The sequence below is a fragment of the Actinomadura rubrobrunea NBRC 15275 genome (genome assembly GCF_001552235.1).
Lineage (GTDB): Bacteria > Actinomycetota > Actinomycetes > Streptosporangiales > Streptosporangiaceae > Spirillospora > Spirillospora viridilutea.
In genome coordinates, this window is record NZ_BCQU01000132.1 from 1 (window position 1) to 14,274 (window position 14,274).

The 14,274-nt window shown below is 72.4% G+C and carries 15 protein-coding genes; 10 read left to right on the forward strand and 5 right to left on the reverse strand.

Going from position 1 to position 14,274, the window contains the following annotated elements:
* The first annotated feature begins 745 nt into the window (after window positions 1-745).
* The 3 genes from AR3_RS27045 to AR3_RS30910 all read left to right on the forward strand — a co-directional run bounded on the left by AR3_RS27045 (window position 746) and on the right by AR3_RS30910 (window position 1,978).
* Entirely contained in the window at window positions 746-1,042 is a 297-nt protein-coding gene (locus tag AR3_RS27045; RefSeq protein ID WP_067918175.1) for a CD225/dispanin family protein, read from the forward strand.
* A 31-nt stretch (window positions 1,043-1,073) separates the two neighbouring features.
* Window positions 1,074-1,511 carry a DUF2752 domain-containing protein gene (locus AR3_RS27050; RefSeq protein WP_067918177.1) on the forward strand — a complete coding sequence of 146 codons (438 nt, stop codon included), beginning with the start codon at window positions 1,074-1,076 and terminating at the stop codon, window positions 1,509-1,511.
* A 131-nt stretch (window positions 1,512-1,642) separates the two neighbouring features.
* Window positions 1,643-1,978 (forward strand): hypothetical protein, encoded by a 336-nt coding sequence (locus AR3_RS30910; protein WP_146150389.1) that lies wholly within the window; start codon window positions 1,643-1,645, stop codon window positions 1,976-1,978.
* 94 nt (window positions 1,979-2,072) lie between these two features.
* On the opposite strand, the gene AR3_RS27055 is transcribed toward AR3_RS30910, so the two are convergent.
* Entirely contained in the window at window positions 2,073-3,467 is a 1,395-nt protein-coding gene (locus AR3_RS27055) for a nucleobase:cation symporter-2 family protein (protein WP_169803901.1), read from the reverse strand.
* Between the two features lie 242 nt (window positions 3,468-3,709).
* The gene (locus AR3_RS27060) at window positions 3,710-4,201 is read right to left on the reverse strand and encodes a metallophosphoesterase family protein (RefSeq protein ID WP_067918179.1); all 492 of its coding nucleotides are present in this window, start codon (window positions 4,199-4,201) and stop codon (window positions 3,710-3,712) included.
* Window positions 4,202-4,495: 294 nt separating this feature from the next.
* Between AR3_RS27060 and AR3_RS27065 the strand changes: the two genes are divergently transcribed.
* The 5 genes from AR3_RS27065 to AR3_RS27085 all read left to right on the forward strand — a co-directional run bounded on the left by AR3_RS27065 (window position 4,496) and on the right by AR3_RS27085 (window position 10,405).
* Window positions 4,496-4,933, forward strand: a complete 438-nt coding sequence (locus AR3_RS27065) for a hypothetical protein (protein WP_067918181.1) — start codon at window positions 4,496-4,498, stop codon at window positions 4,931-4,933.
* A gap of 113 nt (window positions 4,934-5,046) precedes the next feature.
* Complete coding sequence (locus tag AR3_RS27070) at window positions 5,047-5,772, forward strand: TetR/AcrR family transcriptional regulator (RefSeq protein WP_227023395.1); 726 nt, start codon at window positions 5,047-5,049, stop codon at window positions 5,770-5,772.
* A 222-nt stretch (window positions 5,773-5,994) separates the two neighbouring features.
* Entirely contained in the window at window positions 5,995-6,912 is a 918-nt protein-coding gene (locus AR3_RS27075; protein WP_067918182.1) for an ABC transporter ATP-binding protein, read from the forward strand.
* Window positions 6,909-8,561 carry an ABC transporter permease gene (locus AR3_RS27080; protein ID WP_067918184.1) on the forward strand — a complete coding sequence of 551 codons (1,653 nt, stop codon included), beginning with the start codon at window positions 6,909-6,911 and terminating at the stop codon, window positions 8,559-8,561. The genes AR3_RS27075 and AR3_RS27080 overlap by 4 nt, the downstream gene beginning before the upstream one ends.
* Before the next feature lie 566 nt (window positions 8,562-9,127).
* Window positions 9,128-10,405, forward strand: a complete 1,278-nt coding sequence (locus AR3_RS27085; RefSeq protein ID WP_067918186.1) for an ArsB/NhaD family transporter — start codon at window positions 9,128-9,130, stop codon at window positions 10,403-10,405.
* Window positions 10,406-10,414: 9 nt separating this feature from the next.
* On the opposite strand, the gene AR3_RS27090 is transcribed toward AR3_RS27085, so the two are convergent.
* The 3 genes from AR3_RS27090 to AR3_RS27100 form a co-directional block, all read right to left on the reverse strand.
* Window positions 10,415-11,077: a potassium channel family protein gene (locus AR3_RS27090; RefSeq protein ID WP_174545489.1), complete on the reverse strand. Its 663-nt coding sequence runs from the start codon at window positions 11,075-11,077 to the stop codon at window positions 10,415-10,417.
* On the reverse strand, window positions 11,070-12,398 hold the full coding sequence (locus AR3_RS27095; RefSeq protein ID WP_227023396.1) for a TrkH family potassium uptake protein: 1,329 nt from the start codon (window positions 12,396-12,398) through the stop codon (window positions 11,070-11,072). Before AR3_RS27095 ends, AR3_RS27090 begins: the two co-directional genes overlap by 8 nt.
* 202 nt (window positions 12,399-12,600) lie before the next feature.
* Window positions 12,601-12,933: a YnfA family protein gene (locus tag AR3_RS27100; protein ID WP_067918195.1), complete on the reverse strand. Its 333-nt coding sequence runs from the start codon at window positions 12,931-12,933 to the stop codon at window positions 12,601-12,603.
* A gap of 95 nt (window positions 12,934-13,028) precedes the next feature.
* On the opposite strand from AR3_RS27100, the gene AR3_RS27105 reads away from it, so the two are divergent.
* Together AR3_RS27105 and AR3_RS27110 are read left to right on the forward strand one after the other, a co-directional pair.
* The gene (locus tag AR3_RS27105; protein ID WP_067918198.1) at window positions 13,029-13,679 is read left to right on the forward strand and encodes a PadR family transcriptional regulator; all 651 of its coding nucleotides are present in this window, start codon (window positions 13,029-13,031) and stop codon (window positions 13,677-13,679) included.
* Window positions 13,680-13,801: 122 nt separating this feature from the next.
* Window positions 13,802-14,173 carry a hypothetical protein gene (locus AR3_RS27110; RefSeq protein ID WP_067918200.1) on the forward strand — a complete coding sequence of 124 codons (372 nt, stop codon included), beginning with the start codon at window positions 13,802-13,804 and terminating at the stop codon, window positions 14,171-14,173.
* Window positions 14,174-14,274 lie beyond the last annotated feature (101 nt).

Sequence of the window (14,274 nt, forward strand, 5' to 3'; positions counted from 1 at the left end):
GGAAACCACGCGGCTCCCAGGGCAACGGAGGCGGCCAGACAATCGCCTGACCTCACAAGGCACTGGCTTTTGACACGCTGTTGAGTTCTCAAGAAACGGACACCCACCGCGCGGATCCCACTCTCGCGGTCACCGCCCCGGGGCGACATTTCCACTTTACCAGATCCGACCGGGCTGTCAATTTCCCGTTCTTTTCTGGCATCCGCCCTTCCGGCACCGCTTTCGCGGCGTCTTCCAGGCGGCCGTGCTATTTCATCAGATCCGGCCCGATTGTCAAATTGGGCCGCCCCGGCGACCGCCCGCCACGCGTGCACGGCACGTGTCGAAGGGTCACGCCGGAGAGAGTATCGATGAGAATCCCCGCGGGCCGGCTGCCGCGCGTCGGCATCTCGGCATCCTCGTGGGGCCGAACGTACAAGTTACGTCCTCCGGCGCGGGACGTCAAATCGGCGGTGCGAGGGCCTCTCCCGCACCGATCGCGCATCCGCGGGTTGCTCGGCGGCACCACGGCGCACGGCCTCGCCCTCGTTCCCCTGGCCCCGTATGACCTGCGGCGACGCATTCGCCTCTCGATGGACGGAACGGAACTGCCGCACGGTCCGTCCAAGGCGCAGGCACCGTGTCATGCGGTTCGACACGGACAGCCCATGGCCGAGTGCGGCCTGCTATCTCTAGGATCAAGAACCGCCAAAACCGATCAACCATCATCAAGGGTGATTCATTCCCCGAGTACCGGAGGTGCTCAATGAGTTACTACGGGCAGCAGCCTGGCTACGGCGGCTACCAGCCACCGGCTGCCCCTCCCCCCAACCACCTCGTGTGGGCCATCCTGACCACGATCCTGTGCTGCCTCCCCGCGGGGGTGGTGTCGATCGTCTTCGCCGCGCAGGTCAACTCCAAGTGGGCGGCGGGCGACTACCAGGGGGCGTACAGCGCTTCGAAGAACGCCAAGACCTGGGCGATCGTCTCCGCGGTCCTCGGCGCCCTGGTCGTCGTGGTCTACTTCATCGTGGTCATCGCCGCGGCGGCGAGCAACTCCTGATTCAGCCGACGTCCACACGACACGCAGTCCGATGACGAACGATCGCTGGTCCGCCCTGCCGATGCCGGGCGGACTGGTCGGCCGACTCGCCGCCCCGTTCGGAGTCCTGGTGCTCGCCGGGGCGGTGGTGTCGTATGTGGCCGCCGTCGACCCCAATGAGCACGGCAACTATCCGACCTGCCCGTTCCTGGCCCTGACCGGGTACCAGTGCCCTGGCTGCGGTTCACTGCGGACCATCCATGCCTTGGCGCACGGGCAGCTCGGACAGGCGTTCGGGCTCAACGTGTTCGTCGTGGCCATGCTGCCGGTGCTGGCGTTCTTCTGGCTCCGGTGGACGATCGCGCGGGCGGCCGATCGGCCTACCCGTACCAAACCGGGGGATCCACGGCTGATCTGGGCCCTGTTCGCGCTGATCATGGTGTTCTGGCTGGTGCGGAACCTGCCGTTCGGGGCGTTCCTCGCCGCCTGAACCGCGGTCCCGGGCACGGCGTCCGGCCGTGCGGCGATCCGCGGATCGACGATGTCCGGCTCGCGCCGTCGCCCCTCGGGGGCTTCGGCGCGCAGCACGTCACCTTCTCCTCCGAGGAGGGGTGACTCCCTGTGCAATGCGGGCACAGCGCCCTTTTGCCGCCGTGCGTTCCCGCACGCCTGATCGCGGACGCCGCGGTCATCGGACAGCGCTGGTCGCGGCCTTCTGAGCGGCGGCCTCGCATTCCGGCCTGGGCCACCTCGCCCGGCGGCGAAGGCGCGGGCCTGTCGGCCGTCCGCCAGGCGGGCTTCGCCGCTTGGCGGACGGCCGACGTGATGGCGGTCGTGCGCCTGCTTGTTCGACCGCACGATGTTCTCGCAGTGCCGCTGGTGCGGACCTGGCGGACGCTGATGCCCGAGCACGTTCCCGCGCTCGTCACACCACGCGGACGTGACGGTCACGCGTGATGTCGCTACCAGGCTCGTAGGGCCACTCGTGTCCTTGGCGTGCTTGCGACGGCGAGGCGCCGCCTCTCTCCGCATTGGCGCGCGGTCGCAGGGATCAGGAGGCCGGGGCCGTCTCCGGGGCGCGGGGGCCGGAGCCGGGCGCGTCGACCTGCCGCGGCGGCCGGCGGGTGAGCACGTTGAACACGAGGTTCAGCACGATGGCCGTCAGGCTGCCCAGGGTGATCCCGCTGTTGAGGATGGCGGCGACGTCGCGGGGCATGTTCTCGCCGAACGCCGGCACGGTCGCGGGCAGCAGCGCGACACCGACGCTGATTCCCACGACGAGGGCGTTGCGTTCGTCGCGCAGGTCTGCCTTGGCGAGGGTCTGAATGCCGACGACGGCCACCATGCCGAACATGGCGACGGCGGCGCCGCCGAGCACGTCGCTCGGGATGGACGCGACGTAGGCGGCGGCCTTGGGGAACAGGCCCAGCACCATCATGAAGAATCCGGCGGCGACCACGACGAAGCGGCTGCGCACGCCGGTGAGGCGGACCAGGCCGACGTTCTGGGCGAAGCAGGTGTAGGGGAAGGCGTTGAGCAGGCCGCCCAGGAACGTCGACAGCCCGTCCGCGCGCAGGGCGCGGGTGATGTCGTCGTCGGTGACGCGGCGGCCGACGATCTCGCCGGTTGCCTTGGAGTCGCCCACGGTCTCCACGACCGTGACGAGCATGACCAGCAGCATCGCGACGATGGCGCCGATCTGGAACGTCGGCGCGCCGTAGTGGAACGGGGTGGTGACGCCGATCCAGTCGGACCGGCCGACCTGGTCGAAGTCGGTGTCGCCCAGCAGGTACGACACGAAGGTCCCGCCCACGAGGCCGAGCAGGACGGCGATGCTGCTGAGGAACGGGCGGCGCAGCCGGTAGAGGGCCAGGATGAACAGCAGCGTGCCGCCCGCGTACAGCAGGTGCTTCCAGCTGCCGAAGTCGTTGGTGACGGTCTTGGCCTCGGCCCCGCCCGCCGCGTCGGTGAGCGCGTTGGGCAGCAGCACGACGCCGATGACGGTCAGGACGGTGCCGGTGACCACGGGCGGGAAGAAGCGGACCAGTCGGCCGAGGAACGGGGCGGCCAGGAACGTCGCGATCCCCGCGGTGATCGTGCCGCCGTAGATCGCCAGCAGCGCGGCGGTGGCGTTCTCGGCGCCCTGCCCGATCGCGATCATCGGGGCGACGGCGGTGAACGTCACGCCCTGCACGAGGGGCAGCCGGATGCCGATCCGCCAGAAGCCCCAGGCCTGGATGATCGTGGCGATGCCGCAGGTGAACAGGTCGGCGTTGATCAGGTAGACCAGCTGCTCGTCGGACAGGCCGATGGCGCCCGCCACGAGGATGGGCACGACCACGGCGCCGGCGTAGAACGCCAGGACGTGCTGGAAACCGTAGAGCGCGAGCCGGGAAACGGGCAGCACCTCGTCGACCGGGTGCCTGCGGGGTTCGTCTGGGGCCATGTCCGCTCTGCCTTCCGAGGTGAAGCGCCGGTCCGGCCCGGCGGGGCTCGCCCGGTCCCGGGGCACGCCCGGGCGCGCTCGGAAGGATCTTGGAACGATCCGGAGGGTGGGCGGAACCGTCCGTTGTCGGGTGTGGTGGAGCCGGTCGGCGGGGGCTGTCCTGCTGTACCGTCCGACATGGTAGAGAAAACCCCTTATGACATGGAATGCCGCACCGGAGCCGCGGTGTCCGCCGTCCGCGGTCAGGTGACGGGGATGATCCTGGCGTCGGCCAGGCGTCCGTCCCGGATGTCGAGGACCCCGATGGTGCCGTGGGGCTGGCGGCGGCGGTCGGTGGGCGACCCCGGGTTGAAGATCCGGACGCCGTCGCCGGTCTGGTCGAGGGGGATGTGGGAGTGTCCGAAGACCACCAGGTCGGCGTCGGGGAACCAGCGGCGCAAGCGCGTCGTGCGCCCCTTGGCCTGGCCGCTGTCGTGGACCATGGCGACGCGCAAGCCGTCCAGCTCGAGCCGCAGGCGTTCCGGAGCGCCCCACTCGGCCACGTCGGGGCCGTCGTTGTTGCCCAGGACGGCGTGGACCGGCGCGTACGCCGACAGTTCGTCGAGGACGTCGGCCGTGCACACGTCCCCGGCGTGCAGGATCACGTCGGCGCGGCGCAGGTGCTCGGCGACTCGGGGAGGACACGAGCGCCAGCGCCGCGGCGCGTGCGTGTCCGAGACGACCACCACCCTCACCTTGACATTGTGGCAGCCAGGCGGATGCGCGCCGTCACCGGTCGCCGGGCACGCGTGATTCCGCGGACGCGCCGCCGGGGCATCCCCGCGAGGTCGGTATGGGCCGCGTCCGCGCTCGTGTCCGCTGGACGGTACTCGCGGTTGCTCACAGGGGTGAGCGACGGGCGTCGAATCTTTGTCGCGCGGTGAATTACCGCGGCGGGCGGTCCTTGGAATCCTTGAGGCGACTCCGCACCGACCGGCCCCGCGGTTCCCGCCCGCGGACGGCGCGCCCTCGCCACGGGAGGATCACAGGTGACACACGCAACGGTCCGACGCCACGCGACGGCGCTGCTGCTCGTCCCGGCGCTGGCCCTGACGGCCTGCGGCGGGGAGGACGGCGAGGGCGGTGACACGGCACCGCTGCCCGTCGCGTCCACGTCTCCCGGGACCGCCCCGTCTCCCGCGGCGTCGTCGCCGACGTCCTTGCCGGAGACGGCGGCGTCGACGGCTGCGGCCACGCCCGGCGGCCGGGCGGCCGGGCAGGTGTCTCGTCGTCCCGCCGCGCCCACCGTGACGCCGAGCGCGTACCGGACCCTCGCGTCCTGCCTGGAGAGGCACGGGGTGGATCTGCCGGATCCCGGACAGGCCACGGCCCCGCCGCCCGGCTTCGACCCCTTCAAAGCGCAGGAGGCTCTCAAGAAGTGCATGAAGGACCTGGAGAAGCCTCGCGGCGCGTCGGCTCCGCGCTGAGCGGCCGCCCGCCACGGGGGCCGGCGCCGTCGTCGAGCGCCCTCGCGAGGCGCTCCCTCCGCGGACCATACAAGCGTATTGCGTATTGAACGCTTGTATTGCATGATGGCGGCGTGGCAGTCGACGAGTCACCGGCGAACCAGGACCTGACGGCGCGTGCGCGGATCCGCGACGCGGCGCTGCGGGAGTTCGCCGAGCACGGCGTGAAGGGCGCCACGATCCGCGGGATCGCCAAGGCCGCCGGGGTCTCCCCCGGCCTGGTGCAGCACCACTTCGGCACGAAGGAGGCGCTGCGGCGGGCATGCGACGAGTACGTCATCGACGTCATCAGGGAGACCAAGCGGGAGGCTCTCAAGGGCGGCGTCGCCGCTCCCGGGGTCCTGCCCGCGTTGCTGAAGACGGCTCTGCCTCTGCAGCGTTACCTGGCCCGGGCCTTGGTGGACGGGTCGGACGAGGCGGCTCGGCTGTTCGACGAGGCGGTGGAGTTCACCGAAGACCTCATCGTGAACGGCATGGAGGGCATGTCCCCGGCGAAGACCTCCGACCCGCACGCCTACGCGGCGGTCTTGTGCGCGATGAGCTTCGGGACGACCGTCCTGCACGAGCATCTGACGCGCAACCTCGGCGCCCATCCGTTCAGCCTCGAGGGCTATCCGCGCATGGCCCTGGCCATGTTCGACATCCTCACCGACAACCTGATGAGCCCGGAGCTGATGGCGCAGGCCCGCGCCGCCGTCGAGCAGCTCAAGGCCTCCGCCGAGGGCGCCCAGCCGGACCGGCAGCGCATCCCCACCTCCGACGCCGCCGCCCGGAAGGCCGACTCCGACCCGCCCGTCTGATCTCCCGCGGCCTGCGCGCCGCCCCTCGCGCCCATCTCGACACGGAGCGCCGCCGTGCCGCCGCGGCCGGCGGCGGCGACCCGGTACGGCCGTGTCGGCTCACTTCCCTTTCCCTGTCCCTTCCTGTCCTCTCTTCCTGTCCTCTCACCGCCCGCCCGCCGCGCGTCGGCGCCGGACGGGCGGGAGACCCCGCTTTCCTGCGCACCCTCACGAGGTGTCACGATGACGCAACACGACACGTTCCCCATCGAGGTGTCCGGGCTGGTCAAGACGTTCGGCCGGACACGGGCGCTGGACGGCCTCGACCTGACGGTCCGCGCCGGCGAGGTGCACGGCTTCCTCGGCCCCAACGGCTCCGGCAAGTCCACCACCATCCGAATCCTGCTCGGCCTGCTGCGCGCCGACGGCGGCACCGCCCGGCTGCTGGGCGGCGACCCGTGGAAGGACGCCACGCGCCTGCACCGCCGCCTGGCCTACGTCCCCGGCGACGTGACGCTGTGGCCCAACCTGTCCGGCGGGGAGATCATCGATCTGCTCGGCCGCCTGCGGGGCGGCCTGGACCGGCGGCGCCGCGACGAGCTGCTGGAGCGGTTCGAACTGGACCCGAAGAAGAAGGGCCGCGCCTACTCCAAGGGCAACCGGCAGAAGGTGGGCCTGGTCGCCGCGCTGGCGTCGAACGTGGAGATGCTCATCCTGGACGAGCCGACCTCCGGCCTGGACCCCCTCATGGAGGAGGTCTTCCAGCAGTGCATCCGTGAGGAACGCGACCGGGGCCGCACCGTGCTGCTGTCCAGCCACATCCTGTCCGAGGTCGAGGCGCTGTGCGACCGGGTGACGATCATCCGCAAGGGACGCACCGTCGAGACCGGCGCCCTGGCCGATCTGCGGCACCTGACCCGCACCTCGATCGACGCCGAGCTGGCGGCGGCGCCCGACGGGCTGTCGGACCTGCCCGCCGTTCACGACCTGCGCGTGGACGGCCACCGGGTGCGCTGCGAGGTGGACACCGCCGATCTGGACGAGGTGCTGCGGCTGCTGACGTCCCTGGGCGTGCGCAGCCTGACCAGCCGACCGCCCACCTTGGAAGAGCTGTTCCTGCGCCACTACCAGGACGAGATGCCGCAGGCGGTGACGCGATGAGCGCCGGGAAGGGCGCCGGCCGCCGAGCGGACCGCGCGGCGCCGGGACACGCGCTGGTCGGCACCGGCGCCTTGATCCGCCTGATCCTGCGCCGGGACCGGTTCATCCTGCCGATCTGGGTGCTGCTGATCGCGGTGATGCCCGCCACGTTCGTGTCGAGCTTCCGCGAGCTGTACCCGACCGACGCGGACCGCCTGAGGTGGGCCGCGACCTCCGGGACCAATCCCACGTTCCTGGCGCTGTACGGCCCGCTGCACGGCACCGACGTCGGCGCGCTGGCCGCGCAGCGGGCCGGCTTCCTCCCCGTGATCGTGGGGCTGATCTGCGCGTTCACCGTGATCCGGCACACCCGGGCGGAGGAGGAGGCCGGGCGCCGCGAGCTGCTGGGCGCGACGGTGCTGGGGCGCGGCGCGCCCCTGGCGGCGGCGCTGGCGGTCGCCATGGCGGCGAGCCTGGCGCTGGGCGCGCTCACCGCCGCCGGGATGATCGCGCAGGACGTGTCGGTGGCCGGGGCGGTGGCGTTCGGCCTGCAGCTGGCGATGGCGGGCTGCGTGTTCGCCGCGGTGGCGGGGGTGGCCGCGCAGCTCACGGAGGGGTCCCGGGCGGCGCGCGGCATCGCGACCGCCGTGCTCGGCGCCGCGTTCGTCGTCCGGATGGCCGCCGACGTCGGCGGGCAGGGCAACGGCCTGCAGTGGCTGTCGTGGCTGTCGCCGCTCGGCTGGGGCACCCGGCTGGCGCCCTTCGGCGACGAGCGGTGGTGGGTCCTGCTGCTCGGCGCCGCGCTGACCGCCGTGCTCGTCGCGGCCGCGGGCACGCTGTCGGGGCGCCGCGACGTGGCCGCGGGCATCCTGCCGCCCACGCTCGGCGCGGCCGAGGCGCCCGCCTACCTGTCCGGACCGGTGGGGTTGGCGTGGCGGCTGCACAGCCGTCCCCTGTACGGCTGGCTGGCCGGGTTCGCCGCCCTCGGCGTGGTGTACGGCGGAGTCGCGGACGGGGCCGACGACCTGGTGAAGGACAACCCCGACCTGGAAGAGATCATGGCGCGGCTGGGCGGGCAGACCTCGATCCTCGACGCCTACTTCGCCTCGTCGATGACGATCGTCGGCCTGATCGCGGCGGGCTACGCGGTGTCGGCGGCGCTGCGGATGCGCGCGGAGGAGACGTCCCTGCACGCCGAGCCGGTGCTGGCCACGGCCGTGGGACGGGTCCGCTGGTCGTGCGCCCACCTGCTGTTCGCCCTGCTGGGGCCGGCGCTCGGGCTGGCCGTCGCGGGCGCCGCCACCGGGCTCACCCACGGTCTGATCTCCGGGGACGCGGGCGACTGGCTGCCGCGCATCACCGGCGCCGCGATGGCGCAACTGCCCGCGGTGTGGCTCGTCACCGCGGTCGCGGTCGCCCTGTTCGGGCTGGCTCCCCGGCTGACCGGGGCGATCTGGGGCGTGTTCGGCGCCGTCGCCCTGATCACGCTGTTCGGGCCCGCGCTCCGGCTGAACCAGTGGGTGCAGGACGTCTCCCCGTTCACCCACATCCCCAAGCTGCCGGGCAACGAGGTCAGCGCCGCGCCTCTGGTGTGGCTGGCGGCGATCGCCGCCGTGGCGGCCGCCGCCGGATTGGGCGGCTTCCGCCGCAGGGACCTGTCCCTGGGCTGACGGTTCCCGGCACCTCCGACGCGCCTCTCCTCCCGCCGACCGCCGCCCGCGGGAGGAGAGGCGCCCGTCTTCCCGGCGGTCTCGGGGCCGCCGGCCCGCGGATGATCTGCCGCCGGGCGGATGGGTAAAGTGGCCCGCGGCGCGGAGCGGGTCTGCACTCTCGCGGCGTGCCGCCCGCTCCGCCCGCGCGCCGTATGCGCGGCCCCGCCGGTGGCGCGGATGTCCGAATGTCGTTAAGGTCATGCCCGGTGTGCCGGGAAGTCTGGTCGGCGGTCTCTTGACCGTTTTGTCGGAACAATGCCGGGAGTCGACCGCCGATGATCTCGCCGCCGACCGCATCCGCCTCCCCGCGCTTGCGCGCGCCCGGCCCTCGCGGTCTCGACGCGCGAGGCCCGCGTCGTCCCGTCCTGCCGCGCCCCCGTGCCCTTCGTGTGCCCGCGCGGCCTCGGCGCCCTCCGGACACGGCGCCCGGCGGGGACGGTCCCTTAGCCGTCCGTCCCCACCGTCGCCTTCGCCGTCGTCCACGCGGCCGTCCGCGCCGCGGCATCCGCTGAACGGGAGGTTCGTTGGCCGCCGCCACCGCACTCGTGATCTTCGTCGCCGCGTACGCGCTGATCGCGACGGAGAAGATCCACCGCACCGCGGTCGCCCTCGGCGGCGCCGGGCTGATGCTGCTGCTGCACATCACCGACGCCGAGGCCGCCTTCTTCGCCGAGGACACCGGGATCGACTGGAACGTCATCTTCCTGCTGCTCGGGATGATGGTGATCGTCTCGGTGCTCCGCCAGACCGGGGTGTTCGAGTACATCGCCATCTGGGCCGCCAAACGCGCCCGCGGCCGCCCCTACCGGCTGCTGGTCATGCTCGTGCTGATCACCGCGGGGGCCTCGGCGCTGCTCGACAACGTCACCACCGTGCTGCTCGTCGCCCCGGTCACCTTCCTGGTCTGCGAGCGCCTCGCCCTGCGCCCCGAGCCGTATCTGATCGCCGAGGTGATGGCGTCGAACATCGGCGGCACGGCCACCCTGGTCGGCGACCCGCCCAACATCATCATCGCCAGCCGCGGCGACCTGACCTTCAACGACTTCCTGGTCCACCTCGCCCCGCTGGTCGCGCTCCTGTTGATCGTGTTCTGCCTGCTGTGCCGGTGGATGTTCCGTTCGGCGTTCCGCTACGACCCCGACCGCGCCGCCGAGGTCATGGCCCTGGAGGAGAAGGAGGCCATCACCGACCGGCGGCTGCTCGCGCAGAGCCTGGCCGTGCTGGGCGTGGTGATCGCCGCTTTCGTGCTGCACCCCGTGCTGCACTACGAGCCGTCCGTCGTCGCGCTGCTGGGCGCCGGGCTGCTCGTGGCCGCCACCCGCGTCACCACCGAGGACGCCCTGCGCGAGGTGGAGTGGCCCACGCTGGTGTTCTTCGCCGGGCTGTTCGTCATGGTCGGCGGCCTGGCCAAGACGGGCGTCATCGCCGACGTCTCCAAGGCCGTCGCCGACGCCACCGAGGGGCGGCTGGGCCTCGCCGCGATGGTCCTGCTGTGGGGTTCGGCGGTCCTGTCGGCGATCGTGGACAACATCCCGTACGTGGCGACGATGAGCCCGATCGTGGCCGACCTGGTCCAGCAGCACGGCGACGCCGGGCAGGTGCTGTGGTGGGCGCTGGCGCTGGGCGCGGACCTGGGCGGCAACGCCACCGCCGTCGGCGCCTCCGCCAACGTCGTCGTGCTCGGCATCGCCGCCCGCAACGGCACCCCGATCAGCTTCTGGCGGTTCACCAAGTACGGCCTGGTCGTCACCCTGGTCACGGTCGCGCTGGCCGTGCCGTACCTGTGGCTGCGGTACCTGTGACGCCCGCGGTCAGGGACGTTCGGCGAACCGTTCGGCCTTGGCCGCGGGTCCGGCGATCAGAATGACGTCGCCGTACTGGAGCACCGTGTCGGCGGTGGCGTAGGTGAACTCCTCGCCCTTGGGTTTGACGCACACCACGGTCACGCCGTGCTTGCTGCGCAGCTTGGTCTCGCCGAGCGGCACGCCGACGATCTCCCGGGGCGGGTGCGTCTTGACCAGGGCGTACCCGTCCTCCAGCTCGATGTAGTCGAGCATGCGGCCGCTGACCAGGTGGGCGACGCGCTCGCCCATGTCGTGCTCGGGCAGCACGATGTGGTGGGCGCCGACCCGTTCCAGGATGCGCTTGTGCTGGTGGGTGACGGCCTTGGCCCAGATGTCGTCGACGCCCAGCTCCACCAGCAGGGAGGTCGCCAGGATGCTGGACTCCAGGTCGCCGCCGATGGCCACGACGGCGCGGTAGAAGTCGCCCACGCCCAGCTCGCGCAGCACGTCGGGGTCGGTGGCGTCGGCGGTGGCGAGCTGGGTGATCCGGCCCGCCAGGGCCTGGACGACCTTGGGCCGCCGGTCGATGGCCAGCACCTCGGTGCCGCGCGCGACCAGCTCCAGGGCCAGCGCCGAGCCGAACCGGCCCAGCCCGATCACCACCACGGGGTCGTGTCGTATCTCAGCCAACGATGGGTCGCTCCTCGGGTAGTTGGTAGCGCCGGACGCGTTCGCGCAGCGCCAGCGCGGTCGCCACGGTCAGCGGGCCGGTGCGGCCCGCGAACATCAGCACGATCAGCAGGATCCGGCCCGCCGGCGGCAGGTCCGCGGTGATGCCCGTGCTCAGCCCGACGATGCCGAACGCCGAGGTCACCTCGAACAGGACCCGGTCCAGGCCGTGCGCGGTGAGCGCCATCAGCGTGAACGTGGCCGCCACGACCAGCCCGACGCCCATCAGGGCGATCGCCACGGCCTGCCGCTGCGTGGCCTCGGGCAGCCGCCGGTGCCCCACGTTGACGTGCTTCTCGCCGCGCATCTCCGCCCAGATCACGAACGCCAGCAGCCCGAACGTGGTGACCTTGATGCCGCCCGCGGTGCCCGCGCTGCCGCCGCCGATGAACATCAGCACGTCGGTGATCAGCCAGCTCTCGGCCCGCATCTGCCCCACGTCGACGCTGTTGAACCCGCCCGAGCGCGGCATGACCGCGGCGGTGAACCCCGCCAGCCAGCGGTCGGGCGGGTCGAGCCGGCCGAACGTGGCGGGGTTGTTCCACTCGGCGGCGGTCAGCACCAGGGTGCCGCCGACCAGCAGCGCCGCGGTGACGCCGAGGGTGACGCGGGTCAGCACCGACCACCCGCGCGGACGGCGCCAGGACCGGGCCAGCTCGAACACCACCGGGAAGCCCAGCCCGCCGACGATGACGGCGAGGCAGATCGGCATGACGATCCACGGGTCGCCGACGAATCGGACGAGGCTGTCGGGCCACAGCGCGAACCCGGCGTTGTTGAAAGCCGCGACCGAGTGGAACACGCCGTGGTAGACGGCCCGGCCGAAGGGGTCGCCGTAGGCGAGCGCGAACCGCGCCGTCAGGACCACCGCGACCGCGATCTCGCCGATCAGGCTGAACAGCACCACGTTGCGCAGCACGCGTCGCAGGTCGGCGGCGCGCAGCGCCTTGGTCTCGGCCTGCGCCACCATCCGGGCGCGCAGCCCCAGCCGGCGCGAGAGCAGCACCGCCACCAGCGTGGCCATGGTCATGATGCCCAGCCCGCCCACCTGGATCAGTCCCAGGATGACCAGCTCGCCGAACAGCGACCAGTGCCCGCCGGTGTCGACCGTCACCAGCCCGGTGACGCACACCGCCGAGGTCGCGGTGAACAGCGCGTCCAGGAACGCGGCCCGCTGGCCCGACTCGGTCGCCGCGGGCAGCGACAGCAGGGCCGTGCCGGTCGCCACGGCCGCGCCGAACCCGGCCACGATCGCCTGGGCCGGTTGCCGGAACCGGTCCACCGGCAGCGCCGCCGGCGGCCGCCGGATCCCCCTGCCACGAACGAGGAAGATGACGCACCTCCGAAGAGACGCAGGTCAGCCTACGCGTGCGCAGAAACGCTAGCGATCCGGCCCTGACCGAGGTCCGGGAACGACGGGACGGGCCCCGTGACCGCGGTCACGCGGACGTGCCGCGCCCGCACCGCACGTTCGGGCGGCGCCGTCAGCCGCGCGGCGCGTACATGATGACCGCCACCCCGGCCAGGCAGACCAGGGCGCCCGCGATGTCCCACCGGTCGGGACGGAAGCCGTCCATCACGACGCCCCACACCAGCGACCCCGCCACGAACACGCCGCCGTACGCGGCCAGGACGCGACCGAAGTGCGCCTCCGGCTGGAAGGTGGCGACGAACCCGTACGCGCCGAGCGCGGCCAGCCCGGCGGCCGCCCACAGCCAGCCGCGGTGCTCGCGCACGCCCTGCCAGACCAGCCAGGCGCCGCCGATCTCCGCGACGGCGGCCAGCGCGAACAGCGCCAGGGAACGCAGGATCGCCATGGTCCGCGAGGCTACCGGCGGGCCGGGGCCGTCGGCGCGCCGGGCGGCGCGGGCGGCTAGGGTGGGGCGCGCGCCGGCCGGATCGAGAGGGGGCCATGACCGGGGAACGGAAGATCAGCAACCCGCTGGCGCTGGCGGTGCTGGTCCTGCTGCAGGAACGGCCGATGCACGCCTACGAGATGGTCACCACGCTGCGGGAGCGCGACAAACAGGACAGCATCAACCTCAAGTACGGGTCGCTGTACACGGTCGTGCGCGCGCTGCGCCGCGAGGGCCTGATCAAGGAGGCCGGGACGGCGCGGGCCGGTCGGCGGCCGGAGCGCACCGTGTACGCGCTGACCGACGGCGGGCGCCGGGAGCTCCGCGACTGGCTGCGGGAGCTGCTCGGCGAGCCCCACCACGAGTTCCCCCGGTTCGTGGCCGGGTTGTCGCTGATGGGCGCGCTGCCCCCGGAGGAGGCCGTCGAGCTGCTGGAGCGCCGCGCCGACCGGGTCGCCGAACGCGCCGAGCGGTACCGCGCCCGGATCGCCGAGGCCGAGGCCATGGGCGTGGCGGACGTCCACCTGGTCGAGGACGACTACCGGATCGCGATGGACCTCGCCGAAGAGGCGTGGATCCGCCGGCTGATCGCCTCGCTGCGTTCGGGGACGCTCGGCGGGATCGAGGAATGGCGCGAGCACCACCGGCGGCGCCGCGAGCCGACCGCGGCGGAGTCGAACGACCCTGGCGTGAGCGCCGCTGAGTGAAAAGGCGCCGCCGCCGCTCGCCCAAGGTTTGGTTTGTCCACTATTAGCCCGATTTGTCATGGGTAGGGGCGGACGTCGAACCGACAAAGGCCGAACGGACCGGCGACGTGAGGAGGCGGGCGATGTCGGACTCGAGCCGCCCCGTCGAAGGAGAGCACCGCTACCAGCAGCACGTGACCTCGCCCGAGGAGCACGAGGAGCGCCCCGGCCGCAGTCTGGTGACCACCGACCACGACGTGATCCGGCACTGGGCGGACGAGCGCGGCGCCAAACCCGCCACCGTGCCGGGCAGCGAGTACGAGGGCAGGCCGGGCCGCCTGCTGCTCGACTTCCCCGGCGGCGGGGGCGAGGACCTGCAGGAGATCTCCTGGGACGACTGGTTCCGCACCTTCGACGACCGCAAGCTCAACTTCATCTTCCAGGAGCACAAGGCCGACGGGTCGCCGAGCAATTTCTTCCGCTTGGAGAATCCCGGCCGCACCGGCGGCTCCTGAACCCGGGCGGCCCCGTCTCCCGCCCGCCCCGGCCGGTCATGCCGTCCCGGGCGGGCGGCGGGCCGCTGCCGCGGTGCGGCCGGGCGCCCCGGAACCGGCTC

Excerpts from the sequence above, each read along its gene's own strand:
- AR3_RS27110 (WP_067918200.1), top strand. The coding sequence starts at position 13,802 with ATGTCGGACTCGAGCCGCCCCGTCGAAGGAGAGCACCGCTACCAGCAG.
- AR3_RS27055 (WP_169803901.1), bottom strand. The coding sequence starts at position 3,467 with ATGGCCCCAGACGAACCCCGCAGGCACCCGGTCGACGAGGTGCTGCCC.
- AR3_RS27080 (WP_067918184.1), top strand. The coding sequence starts at position 6,909 with ATGAGCGCCGGGAAGGGCGCCGGCCGCCGAGCGGACCGCGCGGCGCCG.
- AR3_RS27050 (WP_067918177.1), top strand. The coding sequence starts at position 1,074 with ATGACGAACGATCGCTGGTCCGCCCTGCCGATGCCGGGCGGACTGGTC.
- AR3_RS27045 (WP_067918175.1), top strand. The coding sequence starts at position 746 with ATGAGTTACTACGGGCAGCAGCCTGGCTACGGCGGCTACCAGCCACCG.
- AR3_RS27100 (WP_067918195.1), bottom strand. The coding sequence starts at position 12,933 with ATGGCGATCCTGCGTTCCCTGGCGCTGTTCGCGCTGGCCGCCGTCGCG.
- AR3_RS27075 (WP_067918182.1), top strand. The coding sequence starts at position 5,995 with ATGACGCAACACGACACGTTCCCCATCGAGGTGTCCGGGCTGGTCAAG.
- AR3_RS27105 (WP_067918198.1), top strand. The coding sequence starts at position 13,029 with ATGACCGGGGAACGGAAGATCAGCAACCCGCTGGCGCTGGCGGTGCTG.